The 17,899-nt window shown below is 52.6% G+C and carries 17 protein-coding genes; 1 reads left to right on the top strand and 16 read right to left on the bottom strand.

The window, feature by feature from the left end; genetic code table 11:
• Positions 1 to 21 precede the first annotated feature (21 nt).
• On the bottom strand, positions 22 to 1,701 hold the full coding sequence (locus tag Q1L85_RS05245; RefSeq protein WP_300425425.1) for an AMP-binding protein: 1,680 nt from the start codon (positions 1,699 to 1,701) through the stop codon (positions 22 to 24).
• A 235-nt stretch (positions 1,702 to 1,936) separates the two neighbouring features.
• On the opposite strand from Q1L85_RS05245, the gene Q1L85_RS05240 reads away from it, so the two are divergent.
• The gene (locus Q1L85_RS05240) at positions 1,937 to 2,416 is read left to right on the top strand and encodes a MaoC/PaaZ C-terminal domain-containing protein (RefSeq protein ID WP_300425427.1); all 480 of its coding nucleotides are present in this window, start codon (positions 1,937 to 1,939) and stop codon (positions 2,414 to 2,416) included.
• Positions 2,417 to 2,454: 38 nt separating this feature from the next.
• Here Q1L85_RS05240 and Q1L85_RS05235 read toward each other — a convergent pair whose 3' ends face one another.
• From Q1L85_RS05235 to Q1L85_RS05165, 15 genes are all read right to left on the bottom strand, one after another.
• Positions 2,455 to 3,417 (bottom strand): AgmX/PglI C-terminal domain-containing protein, encoded by a 963-nt coding sequence (locus Q1L85_RS05235; protein WP_300425429.1) that lies wholly within the window; start codon positions 3,415 to 3,417, stop codon positions 2,455 to 2,457.
• Positions 3,417 to 3,920: a biopolymer transporter ExbD gene (locus Q1L85_RS05230; protein ID WP_300425431.1), complete on the bottom strand. Its 504-nt coding sequence runs from the start codon at positions 3,918 to 3,920 to the stop codon at positions 3,417 to 3,419. Before Q1L85_RS05230 ends, Q1L85_RS05235 begins: the two co-directional genes overlap by 1 nt.
• Complete coding sequence (locus Q1L85_RS05225; protein ID WP_300425432.1) at positions 3,917 to 4,426, bottom strand: biopolymer transporter ExbD; 510 nt, start codon at positions 4,424 to 4,426, stop codon at positions 3,917 to 3,919. Before Q1L85_RS05225 ends, Q1L85_RS05230 begins: the two co-directional genes overlap by 4 nt.
• Before the next feature lie 17 nt (positions 4,427 to 4,443).
• On the bottom strand, positions 4,444 to 5,100 hold the full coding sequence (locus Q1L85_RS05220; protein ID WP_300425434.1) for a MotA/TolQ/ExbB proton channel family protein: 657 nt from the start codon (positions 5,098 to 5,100) through the stop codon (positions 4,444 to 4,446).
• Between the two features lie 110 nt (positions 5,101 to 5,210).
• Positions 5,211 to 5,516, bottom strand: coding sequence for a hypothetical protein (locus Q1L85_RS05215; protein WP_300425436.1), 306 nt, complete (start codon positions 5,514 to 5,516; stop codon positions 5,211 to 5,213).
• The gene (locus Q1L85_RS05210) at positions 5,513 to 6,406 is read right to left on the bottom strand and encodes a tetratricopeptide repeat protein (protein ID WP_300425437.1); all 894 of its coding nucleotides are present in this window, start codon (positions 6,404 to 6,406) and stop codon (positions 5,513 to 5,515) included. Before Q1L85_RS05210 ends, Q1L85_RS05215 begins: the two co-directional genes overlap by 4 nt.
• The gene (locus Q1L85_RS05205; protein ID WP_300432514.1) at positions 6,387 to 9,194 is read right to left on the bottom strand and encodes a tetratricopeptide repeat protein; all 2,808 of its coding nucleotides are present in this window, start codon (positions 9,192 to 9,194) and stop codon (positions 6,387 to 6,389) included. The genes Q1L85_RS05210 and Q1L85_RS05205 overlap by 20 nt, the downstream gene beginning before the upstream one ends.
• Positions 9,191 to 11,125, bottom strand: a complete 1,935-nt coding sequence (locus tag Q1L85_RS05200) for a hypothetical protein (protein ID WP_300426569.1) — start codon at positions 11,123 to 11,125, stop codon at positions 9,191 to 9,193. Before Q1L85_RS05200 ends, Q1L85_RS05205 begins: the two co-directional genes overlap by 4 nt.
• A 4-nt stretch (positions 11,126 to 11,129) precedes the next feature.
• Complete coding sequence (locus Q1L85_RS05195; protein ID WP_300426567.1) at positions 11,130 to 11,627, bottom strand: hypothetical protein; 498 nt, start codon at positions 11,625 to 11,627, stop codon at positions 11,130 to 11,132.
• Positions 11,628 to 11,630: 3 nt separating this feature from the next.
• A complete protein-coding gene (locus Q1L85_RS05190) occupies positions 11,631 to 12,143 on the bottom strand; it encodes a hypothetical protein (RefSeq protein ID WP_300426565.1) in 513 nt (170 codons plus the stop codon).
• On the bottom strand, positions 12,113 to 12,718 hold the full coding sequence (locus tag Q1L85_RS05185; protein ID WP_300426563.1) for a hypothetical protein: 606 nt from the start codon (positions 12,716 to 12,718) through the stop codon (positions 12,113 to 12,115). Before Q1L85_RS05185 ends, Q1L85_RS05190 begins: the two co-directional genes overlap by 31 nt.
• Positions 12,715 to 13,422: a hypothetical protein gene (locus Q1L85_RS05180; RefSeq protein ID WP_300426561.1), complete on the bottom strand. Its 708-nt coding sequence runs from the start codon at positions 13,420 to 13,422 to the stop codon at positions 12,715 to 12,717. The genes Q1L85_RS05185 and Q1L85_RS05180 overlap by 4 nt, the downstream gene beginning before the upstream one ends.
• Positions 13,423 to 13,524: 102 nt before the next feature.
• Complete coding sequence (locus Q1L85_RS05175) at positions 13,525 to 14,706, bottom strand: VWA domain-containing protein (RefSeq protein ID WP_300426560.1); 1,182 nt, start codon at positions 14,704 to 14,706, stop codon at positions 13,525 to 13,527.
• Positions 14,707 to 14,709: 3 nt separating this feature from the next.
• The gene (locus tag Q1L85_RS05170) at positions 14,710 to 15,558 is read right to left on the bottom strand and encodes a MoxR family ATPase (protein ID WP_300426558.1); all 849 of its coding nucleotides are present in this window, start codon (positions 15,556 to 15,558) and stop codon (positions 14,710 to 14,712) included.
• A gap of 173 nt (positions 15,559 to 15,731) precedes the next feature.
• Positions 15,732 to 17,897: a vWA domain-containing protein gene (locus Q1L85_RS05165; protein WP_300426557.1), complete on the bottom strand. Its 2,166-nt coding sequence runs from the start codon at positions 17,895 to 17,897 to the stop codon at positions 15,732 to 15,734.
• Positions 17,898 to 17,899: the final 2 nt, after the last annotated feature.

The raw sequence follows: 17,899 nt of genomic DNA, 5'->3' as shown, positions 1-17,899 counted from the left end.
CATGTCAGGGCTGACGAATACTTACTTGTGCTTCGCCAGCTCCTCATCACGCAGCTCCCTACGCAGAATCTTGCCAACGTTGGTTTTAGGCAGTTCTTCCCGGAACTCAATTGTCTTTGGTACTTTGTACGCTGTCAGGTTTTCCCGCGCATAGGCAATGACGTCCTTTTCAGTGAGCGCCGGATTCTTCGATACCACGAATACTTTGACAGCCTCAGAGCTTTTCGGATCGGGGATACCAATGGCAGCCGCTTCGATCACATCAGGGTGACCAACAATGATATCTTCAACCTCATTCGGATAAACGTTGAAGCCCGAAACGATGATCATGTCCTTTTTACGGTCAACGATCTGCATATAGCCATCTTCACGGATCACGGCCATATCACCCGTTTTAAGCCAACCATCAGCCGTCATGGTTTCGGCCGTTGCTTCCGGACGCTGCCAATAGCCCTTCATCACCTGAGGGCCTTTAACACACAGCTCACCTGGCTCGCCAACCGGAAGATCATTACCTTCTTCGTCGATAACTTTACAGACAGTATTCGGAACAGGCATACCAATTGTGCCCTGAATAATGGCACCCGGAGGGTTAAAGGAAACGACTGGCGAAGTTTCGGTCATACCGTAACCTTCTGCGACCTCACAACCAGTGACCTGTTTCCATTCGTCAAACGCTGCCTTCGTAAGTGCCATACCTCCAGACACAGTAAGCTTCAGGTTGCTGAAGTCGAGTGCCCGGAAAGATTCCTGACCACAGAGCGCCACGAACAGCGTATTAAGGCCGACAAATCCGGTGAACTCGGTCTTTTCCAGCGTTTTAATAAAGCCAGGAATATCCCGTGGATTCGGAATCAGGATGTTGTGATTACCCGTTTGCAGCAGCACCATGCAATGCACGGTAAATGCATAAATATGGTACAGCGGGAGTGGGCAGATAACCGTCTCTTCAGCCTCGTTCAGAATCTGAGTAAAGACACCGTCACTCTGCATCATATTGGCCATCAGGTTACCGTGGGTCAGCATTGCGCCCTTAGCCACACCCGTCGTACCACCCGTGTACTGCAACACGGCAATATCATCAGCCGTTGCCGGTACCGGCGTGTACTGTTTGCCGGCGCCTTTGCTCAACGCAGAGCGCAGGGGCACTGAGCCAGCAATGCTGAATGCCGGTACTTCTTTCTTCACGTACTTGAGAACGCCATTGATCAGCAGGCGCTTGAACGGACAATGCATATCGCCGACCTGAGTCACGATAACGTGCTTAATACCTGTCTTGGGGACAACCTTCATGGCCTTATCGCCCATATTGGCGAGTACCACGAGAGCCTTAGCACCTGAATCGTTAAACTGATGTTCCATTTCCCGTTCGGTATAGAGCGGATTGGTATTAACGACAATCATCCCAGCACGCATCGCACCAAATACGACAACCGGATACTGCAGCACGTTGGGCAACTGAACCGCAATACGGTCGCCCGCCTGCAGTGTGGTTTCATTCTGCAGATAAGCAGCAAAGGCAGCACTTTTCTCGTCCAGTTCGGCGTACGTCAGCGTTTGCCCCAGACAGGTAAATGCCGGACGGTCTGCGTACTTTTTGACAAAGCTGTTAAAGATTTCAATGACTGAAGAGAATTTATTGACGTCGACTGACTTTGGGAAACCCTCAGGGTAACGATCCTGAAAGAACTGTTCGTTCATACCACCTCCGGTAAGACCCCGGCAAATGCCGGTAGGATGAAAGCGCCCGCCTCCCTGTGACAAACGCTTCTGAATTATTATTAGCCAAGGATTCTAGCCCGTTTGGGCCTCTCCGGCAAAGCTCTGTCACTGCCGAACGACCAGGCAGGCCCCTATGTCATACCAACGTCATTGACCAGGCGCAGGGTAATTGTCATCGACAGGGGTATGATGCCCCGAGAAACAGGAGAAACGTATGAGCACAGTCAGAAACGTCCCCTTCTCCGAGCTGCGTTGTGGCGAGGCGCAGACCATGAAGCACACAGTCACACGGCGGGACATCGATCTCTTTGCCGCATCAAGCGGTGATAATAATCCGGTTCACCTGGATGAAGACTATGCATCGAAGACGCGCTTTGGCCGCACCATCATGCATGGAATGTTCAGCGGCGCACTTATCTCACGGATGCTCGGCACTCAATTCCCCGGCCCAGGTACCATCTACCTGTCTCAACACCTGGACTTCTGTGCTCCCGTGTACTGTGGCGATGAGCTGACTCTTCATATGACTGTTGAATCCATCCATCCGGAAAAGCCGGTTGCTACCCTGCACTGCGATATTGTTAATCAGGACGGAATCACAGTTACCGTGGGCACGTCAGTGGTACTCGTTCCACGCACAGAAGAAACAACGACGCTCCCTCCTTTGCCCGAGGTCGTTATTTCTGGCGACTAAAAACAGAAAACCCGGCGAGTGCCGGGTTTCTGTTGTCCTCAGGGATTGAAGCGTATCGGGTATTCAACCCGCGTCACTTCCAGCCCAGGACGATTTTCGAAAGCCATCTGCTTACACTTAGACTCTACCCGGCGAACCAGCCCAGAATCTTTGATTTCTGTTTTGGCTGCCTTACATTCGCTGACGGAACCGTCAGGCTGAATCGTAAGGGCCAGCAGAATAGTGCCCTCCAGTGTCGGATTCTTACGTAACGCACTGCGATACAGACGATCGTAATGCACATTGTATGTTTCGAACACCAGTCGCAGTTCTTCCTGGCTCCGTTTCGTGGATTCCTGCTCCTGAGCCACCTGCTCGGCAGACAATTCAACAGCGGTAACTTCACGATCGCTCAGCGTCTCGCCCGCAGTCACGTTTGTGAGAGTCGCGACATCGACCCCACCAGATACCCGGGAGGCTGCATTGCGGTCAATAACAGAACCGACATTCGTAGCCTGACTCCCCTTGGTACTGAGGTTTGAGCTCGAAGTGCTTAGCGCTGCAACAGGCACACTGTCGCGCAGTGCACTGAGAGCGGCCAGCGCATCAGCACCAATCGCCTGCTTAGCTTTCTCCCGTGCAGCTTCACGCTGCTGCTCAGTTGCTTTCACCTCAGGCTTCTTCTCGGGCTTTGGCTTAGGCTTTGGCGGCTCGGGCTTAGGTTCCGGTTTTGGCTCGGGCTTCGGCTCAGGTTTTGGTTCCGGCTTAGGCTCGGGCTTGGGCTCTGGCTTAGGCTCAGGTTTTGGTTTTGGCTGTTCCAGCTTCTTACGCTCAATCACTTTGGCCAGTTGAGGCGGCAGTTTCTCAAGCTCAGAACGATCTTTATCAGGAAGATCGATAAATGGAACGACCACACCAACAACAAACACCAGCAGTAATAACAGACCGACGATCAGCCATAACCGCTGACCATCACGCCCGTCAGTCCAGGGCAGCTCAGGAGTGCGGTTGATACCTGTCATCAAGCACCTCCCGCTGGCTGTTTCTGGTTCACTGCAAGCGAAATGTTGTTAAATCCTGCCTTTGAACAGGTGGTCATCACCTGCTTAAGAACAGCATACGATGTTTCTTTATCGCCAATAATGGTTACCGGACGACCTTCCTCGATCAGCTCCGGGGGCAACAGCGTACGGGAGGCATGATATTCAAGCTCCTTCTGCAAGGCAGCGATATGCTCGTCCCCTGACGCTTTGACCTCAGCAACGCTGGCGATCGGACGACCCTGAACGAGAATATCGTCTTTGGTCACCAGGACACTCAACTGCTCTTCCGGTTTACTGTCGGCAACCGACACAGGCAACTCAACACTGTCTGTGTTCTGAACCTCAACTTCTGACTGGTTGACCATCAGGAAGAACACCAGAATGGTGAAAATATCCATCAGTGCCGTCAGGTTGAGGCCATTTTTATTGGCATTGCGCTTGTGGTTACGGTGCATACGCTTAGCACGGCGGGACATTTTCATGGTGTCACCTCCGGTGCATCTGCTTCACCAAGAGAGATATCTGGAAACAGCAAAGCATCCACCAACGACGCGGCCACGACCGCCGGATAGATACGCACAGTATCCATGACAGTCACCAGGGTCTGATAGTCTGTTTCAGGCTCTGCAAGCAGAGTGATATCTTTTTTGTCCGCGAATACCGGATTCTTTTTCACATCCTGCAGAGTCGTAGACAATGCGGCGTAATCCAGACCATCAGGTTTGGCAGGCAGAGTGGCCAGCACTTCTGTCTGTTCCTGATAGGTACGGGCTACGGTGAAGCCGCTTTTTCTGATCGTCACTTCAAGCGTGACATCCTCCGGGGCAACAGCACCTGGCTGATCACCTGCCGGTAGTCTGAGATCAAGTACGGCCAGTTGTGAGAACACCATGTTCAGCAACAACACGGGGACCAGTACGATCATCAGGTTCATAAAGGATGTTACGTTGAGTTCCGCCTCTTCTTTGAGTTTCTTATGGCGTCTCATCGGAACAATTCCCCGGATTAACCGTTATTTGAAGGCGTGCCGTTCTGACCTTGCTTTCTGTCGGTAATCGTATTCAGGAATTTCACACCTGCCATTTCAATACTGTCGACAATCTCAGAGGTTTTTGTCTGCAGGTAGCTATGTGCGAGCAACAGTGGAATCGCGGCGATCAGACCGAATGCAGTCGTGTTCATCGCAACAGAAATACTTTGTGACAGAAGCGCTGCTTTCTCCGCTGCAGGCGCACTTGCTACGGCGGTAAAGGCTGCAATCAGACCCATAATAGTCCCGAGCAGTCCCATCAGCGTTGCGATATTTGCCAGAGTTGCAATGTAAGGGGTGCGTTTTTCAAGCTGAGGGATCGCTTCCATCAACCCTTCTTCAAGTGCATATTCGACTTCTTCACGACGCTGCGCAGTCGGAATACGCTGAATACCTGACGCAAAAATATTAGCGATATGGGTATCGGAGCTGTTGGCGTAATTGAGCGCTGAGCGCAGATCACGCTTCTGCAACATTGGATACATGTCGTCGAAAGCACGACGATTTCCTGATTTTTCTTTTGCCAGGACGAGGAAACGCTCCAGAGCTACGCCCAGTCCAATCACCATGATAATGGCAATCGGGTACATAAATACGCCGCCTTCCTGAAGGAAACGAATGATGGAATCCATGAGATATCTCCGCTGTATATCGCTTTATTGTTCTGTAAATGTCGCTGTCATGCGTTACGCATCCAGCCTGCCTGATTTAACCACTAATCGGTTAACGAAAAAACCGTATCTTACTGAATTTCAAGGACTTCATTCAGTCGTGTGATGTGGTCCTCTTTTTCGGTGTAGCGCTTACCGTATCGAATTTCCCGCTGCAGACTCTCCCGCGTCAGAGGCGTAAACCAGTGGCGGTTAAAACTGGTCACTGGTTCATACAGACGCCCGGTCCCCGGTGGTGGTTGCCACGCATTAACATAGAGGACATTCGGATTTTCACTATTACCGTGAATTGTCATCCCCTGGAGGCGCACAACATCGTCTTCGGCTAAGGCATAACCGTTGAAGAGCATAGCAAGGATTACAATAACTGCTTTCATTCTGTCACCTCTTCACCAGTGCTCTGAGTTTCCTGCTCTGCCCCTATACCAGCGGGCTCCTGTGAAACATCAACTCCGGAGTGAACGTCTTCAGCCTGTGGCTCTGCTGCTTCGTCTGTGCTGGTAGTGTCCACAGGCTCTGTTTCAGAAGCAGTGGCGTCAGAGGAAGCATCCTGCACTTGCGGGACATCCTCGCCTGTGCCTGCAGCAGTGACTGCGAGAGCCGCCGCGGCCGCCTTACGGCGCGCCAGCTCCGCCTGAACATCCTGCTGCCAGATGTCGATACTCTCGGGATCATCTTCGGCAACATCCAGACGCCGCGACAGGTCAGTAATCCACATGTTAAGAATATCTTCGTCAGGAATCAGGCGACGAGCCTTCCGGTAGTTATCCAGTGCACTGGCAAGGTCGTTTCGATACAGATCGAACAGAATCCCGAGGTTGAAGTACAGTGCCCCCTGATCGGGCTGACATTCAATCCCGGCTTCGTAACTGGCCTGCGCCTGGTCGAACTTACCAGCATCCCGTTCAAGAATGCCTTTGAGCGCGTATACCGGGCAAAATGACGAATCCAGTTTGACGACGTAATCATATGCAGCCAGTGCATCATCCGTACGCCCAAGCTGTTGCAGAGCCAATCCAAGATTGGTCCACACGCCGGGATACTCTTCACCGCTCTGTTGTGTCAACGCAGTCCAGAACCCGACCGCCTCTTCAAACTTCTGCTCTTCCATCAGCAAAAGTCCGTCGCGGTACTCACTCTCAAACCCTTCGCGCAGCGGAGGCCTCGTATCGCCGGGCGCCGCGGTCTCGGTAAGTACCTGCGGTTTATTTGCCGCACACGCAGCGAGAACCGCCGCCAGCAGAAGGCTAGCGAATCTGATCAACATAAGTCACCGCTTTTTCTTTCTTGTCGTATTGCCCCGGCATCAGTGTCGCCATGGATTCGAAGCTCTTCTTCACCCATTCATCATAAATGCCATCGTAAGTACGACTGATATTCGTCTGATGCACGCCAATGGCTGCTTCCTCCAGCGGGAATGCCTGGTCTTCGAGCAGAAACTGATATTCCTCTGCTTCGAGTTCATCCATTCCTGCCGGACGCTCGGAATCCATCAATCCCTTACTGAAACCCGCATACATATTTCCGATATGGAAGGTCGCTGGCGTCGTAAACTCAAGCACTTCCATCTCCACAGCCTGGGTGTAGCGGCGCAACGCTTCTTTCATCGCATTATTTTTACGGACAATACTTTTTGCCAGAGGGAGTTTTATTGCCACATTATCAAACTGGCGACGATCGAACTCACCGAGTTCAAACGCGGCCTTGGAAGCAAGGTAACGGGAGCGCTCAGTCTTATCGTCACCAGCCCCTTTATGAAGACGGATAATGCGATCCAGCCAGAAGCGGCGCTTCTCTTCTTCCCCGACCGTTGCGTAAATCTGATCCAGCTTGAAATGCGCTTCGATTGCCGGATCAAAAGGACGTTTGAATGTATGTGCATAGCGCTTGTACATAACGATTGCGTTATCAAAGTCTTCGGCTTTTTCGAAGTACTCGGCCGACTGAAAACAGGCAATGCGTTTTTCTTCATCGTTGCTGCCCGCATCCGAAATACGCTGCAGTTCGAAAGCCGCTTTTCGCCACTCGCCCTGCTCTTCATAAACGACAATCAGTTTGCTCGGTATATCTGCAATAAACTTACTGCGCGGGTGCGTATCACGGAACGTTACCAGCACCTCTTCTGCCCGGTCGAAGTCGCCCGTCTGCATCAACAGCGTCGCAGCATCGTATTCGGCACTTTCCCTGAGATCACTTTCCGGAACGACCTGCGCGATTCTCAGCCACTGATCGACCGCAGCAGCCGGGTCAGAATCTTTCAACGCTTCCCCCTGCTTATAAATAGCTGCCGCTGCTTTCTGGCGCAGATCACCGCGCTCTTTTCTGCTCAGCTTTTCATAGTCAGACGCCCGTAACAGAGCATCCTCTGCCTCGGCAAACTCGCCGACTTCAAAGGCCGAATGCCCCTGTACGAGAGATGCGCCATAGGCATAACGCGCAGGCAGCTCTACGCCGGCTTTCTGGGCCAGCCGCGCGGTCGACAACGCCTGCTCGTAATATTTATCCCCAAGTAGTGTTTCCGCAGAATTCACAAGAACAGTGCCGCGTCGCTCATCGTCCGGAAATTCAAGAACAAATCGCTTTGCACTCGCCACGGTCAGCTGTCTCCAGCGCAAAGCATCGTCAGGCTCCGGGCGATACTTCGCATAGGCCAGCAGTGCCGCATAGCCGGCTTCGGCGGCGTTTTCGTAGAAGGGATACTGATACGCAACAATTTCGTAGTTATTCCGGGCGTCGTCATAATTACCCAGTTCAAACGACAGTTCTGCGAGTAAAAAGTGAGCTTTTACCGTATCGGGCGCTTCCGGGAAACTACGGATATACTCGCGATACCACCGGGCGGCATCTTCGTAGCGTTCACGCTTTTCATTACGGGATTTACTCTGCTGCCCCCAACCGTGCGCGAAGGTCGCAAGATCCCAGATATAGTCACCAAGGGCAACGGTAATAAGAGTACGGACATCTTCTCCGTGAGTGTTCCAGTAATCTGATCCGACACCAAAGCGCTCGATGAAAATCTCTTTGTGCTTACGCTGCAGATTCGGATATCCGGCCTTCTCATAGCCAGTAATCAGACGGCGATAATAGAGCGGTGCTTTGTCGTCGTCAGGGTAGCGGTCCACAAACGCCCTGAGCGTAGACGCCGAGCTTTTATAGTATTTCTTGTCGTAATACTGATTGGACAGTTCAGCGTAGAGGCGGTACTCGTAATAACGGGGGCCATGCTCATCGTAGAAACGGGCGATTTCCGTCCAGTCGCCAATGTAATCAAACATAAGCGCCATGATACGCAGAGTATCATTGAGAATTTCGAGTTTACTGCCCTGAGCCGCCAGCAATGTTTCATCATCCGGAAAATGCTCATCAAGCATCAACGTAAATGAAAGCAGGCTGTCTTCAAGTCGGTTCTGTTTAAAAATCGCCCACGCACGAAGATATTGAGAGTCAAAATAAAGCGTGTTGCCATCAGGCCCGAAATTAACGACCTCAGTAAATCTCTGCTCTGACGCTTCGAAATCGCCTACCGCATATAACATGCGCCCCAGGCGGAATTGCGATTCCAGATAATAGAGCGACTCCGGGTAACGTTCTGTCAGTTCCTCCAGAACCGCTATCGCCTGATTAGGGCGCCCGGCGAGGGAATACGCTTTAGCCAGCTGGTAATAAATCGCGTCATTATCGATACGATTCGGATAGGTTCTGATCAGCGTTTCATAGTCACCAATCGAGGCTTCGGCCATGGCCTTATCTTCTTCGACCATGGAATCAATATCACCGTCTGCATTCTGTTCCAGACGGATTTCATCCCACTGCAGCTTCAGACCTGCAATACGATGAGCGACACGGACCCGAAGCTCAGGATCTGTACCAACTTCCAGATACGACTGATATGCACGAATAACATCAGCATGTTCCACATCGAGCGGCTCATCTGAAGCAAAGCGGACGGTTAAGGTACCGATGTCAGCAAGATAGCGGGTGTCATCTTTTTTACTGAACCAACTACACCCGGTAATACCCACAGCAATAAAAATTATCAGAGCTAAGCGGATCATTGGCCTACCTCCGGATTTTCAACAACATGCTTTTGCAACGAATCATCATAAAGTCGGGCCAGTGCAAGCCGGGCCTGGGAAAGATAGAGCGTCAGGCGGCGATCAAGATCGTCCATATATTCACTTGCGTACAGCTTGAGAACATCCGCCTGCTGCAGCTGTATTGTTGAGATAAGCGCCTGGGTTGCGCTGATACGCGCCTGGATATTCTGGACCTGTTCAGGAAAACCCCGCCATGAACTTTCAGCCCACTGCATAGATGTGCGGGTATGTTCCAGTTGTGCAAACAGGCTGTCCGTTTCTGAGCGCAATTTCATGTGGTCACGTTCGGTGTCCCATTTGCGCTGAGGCTGTTCTTCGTAGATATCCCACAGCTGAATACCACGCATACGGCGCCAGCGTTCTTTATATGGGGCCAGATCACGTGTCGGCGTACCAATCTTCTGCAGACTGGTGACATAACCCACGACGTTCCGCAGACGTTCAATTCTTACTTTGTCTGACTCGCTGGCGTACGAAAAAACGGTTTCGTCTTCGTCAAGGAGCTTGTCCTGAACGGCAAGCACTTTGCGAAGGACATCCATCTGCCGTTCTTCCATCTGATCGAGCAAGGCGTCTCCACCCAGGTTCTCAAGGTGTTGCCTGCGCACGACCAGCACCTCATCCCAGAGTGCCAGCGTGCGCTGCATGTCAGCGAGATCCGCCTGAATACGGTCAAGGTCATGCAGTACTGCCAACTGACGCACAAACGCATCATCATCAAGCAGCCCCTGAGTAAATCGGGTGACCGGACTGTCCTGCAGATCCGTCAGCTGCTGTCTTTCCCATCCCCAATCCTGCTGGGCATTAGTCAGTCGCCATTCTTCCAGCCAGGCATCAAGCAGTTCAGGCTGATTAGACGAGCGCAACTCATCAACCATGACGGACAGGTTGTCTTCAATACGCTCATACGCGAGCACAGACTGATTAACGGCCTCAACCAGCTCCAGAGTATGAGGCACGGCAAGGAGCGACTCGACAACCGCAGGGTGATAAGGATCGTACATGCGCTGGAGAATCCGCCAGGGCTGAATGGCGTCCTCATATTTCCACTCTGCCAGCAGATTCCAGCCGTAGTGCAGCAGGGCTGGGGCAGAGAACACGGTTTCCAGGCTTATTTCACGGAAATAGCGGTTAGCTAGCTTATGCTTTTCCCGCTCCATAGCGGCGATACCGGCGAGCAGAAGAACACGATCACGGAGCGAGCGCCCTTCTTCATCTTTTGGGAGGTAGTAGACTGCTTCATCGATCAGTGCTTCGAGATCCCGGCTTTTGTGGTTCTGACGGATCATCGCCAGGATCAGATTGTATCGGGCATAACCCGTCCAGATACTTTTATCCAACATGCCTGCCAGGGCACTTTTGGCTTCTTCGATCCGGTTCTGTTGCGCAACCGCACTGACAAGTATCGAGCGCAATTCCTGTTCGTAGCGCGGCGACAACGCAGGATCAGCACGGAGAGAATTGATGGCAGCAATTTCTGCCCCATCGTAATCAGCATTATTCAACAGTCGTTGAGCGAGAAAGTACCAGGCATCGCCAGAAGCTCCACCACCCTGCTCTGCGACCGCGAAAAATTTTGCTTCAGCCTGCTCTTCAAGGCCAAGGGCCAGGTATACCGCTGCACGCATCACCTCAGCTTCAAGCTCCGGCGCACCCTCTGCACCTTCAGCCTTTTCCCACTGATCCAGGTAGTAAAGCGTCCTGTAGTACTGGCCGTTCAGATAACTGTAATAAAAGTTTCCACGCAGAAGCCGCAATTCCTCGCCATCCGCAACCCCCAGAGCAGCAAGCTCTGCGTCGAGTGCGTCATCGAGCAATTCATTTTCTGACGTTTCAGCAGCAAGACTCCACAGAGGCAGCAGCAGAAACAGGAAAAAAAGTCTGCGCATCAGATTACCAGTACTTCAGTTGAACACGGGCGCTCTGCAGGTCATCCCGATCGACAATGACCAGCTCAGTAATCAGAGGCTTGCTGGTCTTATTCACCATTTCAGTCACGCTCAGCTCACGCCCCTGCCCCAGGTGATCCACACCACGGACCACCGCACGGACACTATGCTTACCCGGCGCGAGGTTAATATCACCCAGAGGCTGCACGGCGCCCATGCGCAGCGCTTTCACCTGGCGCTCGGTATACAGATGCTGAACTTTCAGCTCGTCATCAACCGAGATTTCAATCGACAGGGGCTCAAAATATTCGCCGTGATTCAGCGTCAGATTGAACGCTGCGCGCGTTGTCGCCGGGCTGAGCAACTCCCGTTCCAGCTCGTAAAGATCACGGTTAAGTTCGAGTACCGTTTCTTTTGCTGCGAGCACTTCTTTACGAACCGCCGCGTCTTCAGCCAGAGAAAGCTGTGGCAGCAACAGTGCAATAATCAATAACAATCTCATAACTTACTCCGATATCTGACCGTCACGACCAAGTGACAGCCAGCGCATTAATACTTTTTCAGTCTCCGGATAGTTGTCATCCAGATCTCCGGTGATCAGGTGGTCGAGTTCGCCATCCGGATCAATCAACAAAACGGCAGGACGACCTTCAAACTGCCAGCCCTGATTCCAACGGGGCTCATACTTCAGCACAGGAAGACGCATTTTCGGTGGCTGATCTTTACCTTCTGGCGTCCAGACAAACCATCCTTTCAGTCCGTCCATAGCCAGACTCTCTGCCAGAAGCTGGTAGCGGACGAGGGTTTCAGAACATTCATCACAACGGCCAAGCCAGACAATCATCAGGGGCGCACCACGAGCTTCGGCCAGCCTCTGCCCAAACCCATTTACCGCAGGCAGAGTAAAGTCAGGCACCAGATCCCCCGGCCGCAGACTGTTTGTTGGTTCAATTGTTTCTCCGGCCCAGCTGGCACAGGAAAGCAGTATCAGAACCACATACCGAGCGAGATATCCCACTGCATCCCCCTGTCCGCTCCAACCTGCTCCAGCCGCTCATCACTGATGACAAACTGCCGAGCACCTACCGCAGTCCAGACTTTCGGACCATGAAACTGAACAGAAAGTCCTAGCGACGTGTATTGCCCACTGGTATCGCCGGTTGTCTGTTCACCCACCGCCAACTCAGCCGCGATAGACCACGGCACCGCGTACTGCCCTGAGGTACTGGCATTCCCCTGAAGCACTGAGTATCCCGCGCCAAACGCATAGCGGAGAGCATCCTCACCTTCTTCAATCACCAGCGTATCGCCATCCGACAGATCTTCACTGTTGAACTCGCCATACTGAAATTCTCCCAGCAGGTACCAACGATCACCGGCAAAGTAGCGGCCGTTCAGTAACAGTCCAGCCTGAATTTCATTGCCGGTAGTTAAGGTATTTGCATAGGCGGCACCCAGCATACCGTGCTGCGTACCTGCACTTTTGATGTCTTTCAGACCATTAGCCTGAACACGGGGCTTATAGACACTGGCATTGTCTGCAAACGCAGGCAGCGCCGCTGTTATCAATGCAGCACAGAGCAAGGCTCTCATAGACGGATTCTCCAGATTAGTGACGCCCCGGGTCTGATACCTGGCTCACTGTCGAGTGTCACGGCGATGTGCCCGCGTACACCAATTTCAAAGTAACGTTCAGGTGACCAGACTGCTTCCGCGCCTCCCGAGAGAACCGGTACCGAGGAAGATGAGTCACTCCAGTAGTTACTGCCCTCTGTCTGGCTGGCCAACCCAAGGCCAAGGTCGACGTTCAGAGCAACGCCGCCGCTGTTGTCACGACTGCGTTTAATGTAACCCACCTCAGTGAGTCCCCAGTTCTGGTCGCCATCAGGGTTGCGTGTATGCCGGAAATAGAGAGGAAGTCCGTACACAGGCGTGAGCAGACCAATACTCCAGGCAGACTGAGTGACAAGACCAAATTCGAGGCGGGTATTCCCCGGACGGGCCTGATTAATCAGCGCCCACATTTCATCGGCAGGCAGTGAACGGACACGATGCAGGTCATCCACATGAAGCCATCCTTCATTGCGCTCATCGGTCATTTTCAACCAACTGCCGCGTCGCTGTAACGGGCGCAGTTCACGCTCACCTGTGACTTCAAATATGACGGGAAATGCCGAAGAGGGGCCACTGCGCAGACCTATATAGTCCTGCTCAGCCGCCACATTCTGAACAGCGAACAACGCAGGCAGAAGCGCCAGCACCGTCGCTAAAGGCCTGAAAAAGCCTCTGAATATCATCTGTTCTGCCCTGTTATTGTTATCGTAGTCGGCCGCCCGGGTGAGATCGGGCGATACAGCATCTGCATGCTGCGAGGCTAAGCCTCTGTCCGTCTGTTCTTTTTACTTACTCAGAAAACGCATGGCGTCTTCCAGTCCAGCTAAGGTCAGCGGGTACATCTTATCACGTACAAGCCCCCGGATAGCGCCAAGCGAACCCCCGTTCCCCCAATGCGCTTCCGGTGCCGGGTTAAGCCACACCAACTTTTCAAAATGGTTAGCCATTCGCTCCATCCAGAGCGCACCAGGCTCTTCATTCCAGTGTTCTACACTGCCCCCGACGTGGGTCACCTCATAGGGAGCCATCATGGCGTCACCAACAAAGATCACCCGGTAATCACCGCCATATTTGCGCAAAATGTCCCATGTTTCTGTGCGCTCGTTCATGCGACGGATATTATTCTTCCAGACTGATTCGTAAAGACAGTTATGAAAGTAGAAAGTCTCCATATGCTTGAACTCGGTCCGGGCAGCCGAAAACAACTCTTCACAGACCCGCACATGAGGGTCCATAGACCCTCCGACATCAAAAAACAGCAGTACTTTAACCGCGTTGTGACGTTCGGGCACCATACGGATATCAAGAAATCCCGCATTTCGCGCTGTCGATGAAATGGTGTCATCAAGATCCAGCTGATCTGCCGCCCCCTGACGGGCAAACCGGCGCAGGCGTCGCAATGCTACTTTTACGTTGCGGATGCCCAGCTGAATGTTGTCATCAAGGTTGCGATAGTTACGCTGTTCCCAGACCTTAGCGGCTTTTTTATGACGGGAGCGCCCTTGCTCAATACGCACCCCCTCAGGGTTGTAACCGTCGGCACCGAAAGGAGACGTCCCGCCGGTACCAATCATCTTATTGCCACCCTGATGGCGTTTCTTCTGCTCTTCAAGACGTTGACGGAAAGTATCCATCAGCTCGTCGAACCCGCCAAGAGACTCGATTTTGGCCTTATCTTCATCTGAGAGCAGACGTTCAAGTTCGCTGCGCATCCAGTCGGCAGGAATGTTGGCGTCTTCAAACAGGCCCGGCAGCGCGTCGATACCTTCAAAATACGCGGCGAACGCCTTATCAAACTTATCGTAATGCTTCTCGTCTTTGACAAGACAAAGACGCGCGAGAGCATAAAATTCGTTGAGATCAGCGAACGCCACGTGAGATCTTACTGCTTCGACGAGATCAAGGTACTCGCGGATAGAGCAAGGCACTCTTGCTTTACGGACCGTCTCAAAGAAATCAATGAGCATGCATCAGCCCCGACGTCGGCTCATGAAGGCAAGCTTTTCAAGCAGGTGCACGTCCTGTTCGTTTTTGACCAGCGCTCCAGCCATAGGCGGAATAGCTTTGGTTGCTTCTTTGTTGCGTAACAATTCGACACCCAGCTCATCAGCCATAAGCAGTTTCAGCCAATCGATCAGCTCTGACGTGGAAGGCTTTTTCTTCAGCCCCGGCACTTTTCGGACATCAAAGAAGACTTCGAGTGCTTCAGAGACGAGCTCTTTCTGAATCGCAGGATAATGAACATCAACAATCGCCTTCATCGTGTCACGATCAGGGAAGTCGATGTAGTGGAAGAAGCAACGACGCAGGAATGCGTCAGGCAGTTCTTTCTCATTGTTACTGGTAATGAGAATGATCGGACGGTGCTTTGCGACGATACGCTCCTGCGTTTCGTACACGAAGAATTCCATCTTATCGATTTCGAGCAGGAGGTCGTTCGGAAACTCAATATCTGCTTTATCAATTTCATCGATCAGGAGTACCACAGGCTTATCGGCCGTAAAGGCTTCCCAGAGCTTACCCTTAACGATGTAATTCGATATGTCGTGGACCTTATCATTTCCGAGTTGCGAATCACGCAGACGGGAAACCGCGTCGTACTCATACAGGCCCTGATGAGCTTTTGTTGTACTCTTCACGTGCCATTGAATCAGATCAGTCTCCAGAGATTCAGCCAGCTGCTCAGCCAGCATCGTCTTACCTGTACCAGGCTCACCTTTGAGCAGCAGTGGTTTCTGCAGAGTAATGGCAGCATTGACTGCCATCTGCAGCTCAGGCGTCGCAACATAGCTGCCAGTACCTTCAAATTTCTTCGTCATCTCTTGGGCCTGTCCGTATTCATCACTTCGTTGGCCAGAGTATAAGGAGCAGCATGTACTACAGCAAGGCAGGCGAGAGGAAAAGCGCTTAGAAATCAGACACAAAGGTCAATGTGTACAGAAAGAAGGGCCAGTCAGACACTGGCCCGGATGGCATTACTCAGGACGGGTGGCTACTTTTTATCTTCCTCATCCGGGAGGTCGAATTCACCCCATTCGTCATCTGCCGCCTCATCACCAAGATCAAAGTCGTCTTCCTGCGCCGAAGGCATCATAGTATCACCGCCCATAGACGCCGGGACCCTGGAATCTTCTTCATCAGACGCAGCCGGGATTTCCTCTTCTGCTTCATCGGCAAAATCATCGAAATCGCCCTCATCCAGATCAGCATCGTCCAGCGGACCAACATCAAGGTCAGGCACAGACGTCGCAACCGGTTCTGACTTGCCGGCATCTTCTGCATCGCCAGCCGAGGCTTTCCTGCGGCTCAGCCACCACCACGCCAGGCCACCGATCAATCCGAGATTCGCCACAACAAGAATGGCATACACCCACCACGGGATGCCTTCTTCCTCTTCCTCTGGCAACTCGGTGGACTCATCCGCGTATTTCTCTGCAAGATCCGGAGCTATCGGCTCACTGGCAGGCGGTGGCGGTGCCACAGGCTCAGGCGGAACAGGGACTTCTTCAACGCTTTCTTCAGCAGGTTCAGATACCGGCTGCAGCGCTTCGTGCGACTCTTCAGCAACAGCTGGAGTATCAATCAGAGTATCGCCGCCAGCCGCCGGAATCGGAAATTCGACCACCATAGTTTCAGGTTTGCTTTTGAACGTCATCCCGCTGCCCGACACTCCGCGGATATTGAGCATGACCTCGTACTGGCCGTCACCTTTTTCACCCTGCAGATCGAGCTTCCAGGCATTATCAGCCGCATCAAATTCCATTGAGTTTATGACTGAGCTTCCGTCAGGGCTCGTCACCCGGGCGATCACCCTGCTCAGCGTCGTATCAACCATATCGCTGTCAGAGTAAACGCGCACGCTGAAGGTCTGCGTATCGGCGTCAGCTTCCGATTCAACTCTCAGAGGCTCAGCCAGAGTCGCGGTCAGAACCTGGCGCCGCTGAAAGGTCCGACCTATGGCGTTGACTTCCAGTCGGTATTCCCCGGGCTGTGTCAAGCGACTGAGGACTTCACGAAAAACTCCGTCAACCGGAAGACTTTCAGGGTCGGATAAGAGCTTGCTGCCGGTCCGGCCGTCAGGTGCAGTCACCTGAAGGCTCACATCGGTCAGTTGAAGAATTGTCGGCTCATCGACCGTTTCCCCTTCATTCACCAGCGCCATTTCCAGCTCAACCGGAACACCAGAGAAGAGACTGCCCGGCAGACCTTTCACGCTCAGTTTAAGATCCGACAGAATCTGGACCCGGTTTTCCGGGTCGAGATCGGCCTCGGCAGACCATTCGCCCTGTTCCGGGTTTTTAATCGTTACAAGATCGAAGTTGAGATCATGATGCCAGCGGACATTTTCGTTATCGACGGACACCGCCTGACCAATACGCTCACCAGATGGAGAAATCAGAACGGTAGGCGTCGCAGACGATTTACGGAAAATAAGCGCGGTAAACTCTTTTACGCTTGGATCAATGCTGAAGCGGTTGTTTTCCATGGGTACCTGCTCTGCAGGCACCGCACGATCGAATGCTTTGAGGAAGGCAGGCATGAGCTCGTCAGCCGTATGTGCCTTCAGAAACAGACCATCGGCTTCCATCGCAATCTGCTGCAACATTGCTTCATCTGCAGCATCGGATAACGCAAGGGTATGAATGCGGACGCCTGCGCCCGTGTAGCGCGGCAGAATTTCTTTCATCAGGCGCTGACGCTCTGCGGCATTCGGAGGCGAACCAGGATTCCCCTGCGACCCGTCCATATCTATGCGACCGTCCGTCAGGAGTATAACGGTCTGATCAAAACTGCTGTCGGCTGTCGCCTGCCAGAGTGCTTTATCAAGTGCGCCCACGAGATTGGTATTCAGGCCAACGGAATTAATATCGCCCGCCGCTTTTTTTGCCTTAGTACGCCACTGTGCATCCACCGTTTCCAGCGGAACCAACATATTCACATAACGCCCGAAGGTCCAGACACCTGCCCGGGCACCATCGGGGAGTAATTCAGTCAGAAGATTAAGAGCAGGACGGCGTAGATTCTCCGGATCGGTATCTTTCATACTGCCGGAGATATCTATAACAATCCTGACATCCGGTTGTTTATTGTCTTCCGCAGAGACCACTCCGCTGATAGCCAGAGCGACAACTGTTGCCAGAATTCCGAAAAAACGCATAC

It is taken from the genome of uncultured Thalassolituus sp. (assembly GCF_950066645.1).
Taxonomy (GTDB): Bacteria; Pseudomonadota; Gammaproteobacteria; order Pseudomonadales; family Oceanobacteraceae; genus Thalassolituus.
Note: the sequence above shows the minus strand (reverse complement) of the source record. Positions and strands in the feature narration are given on the sequence as shown.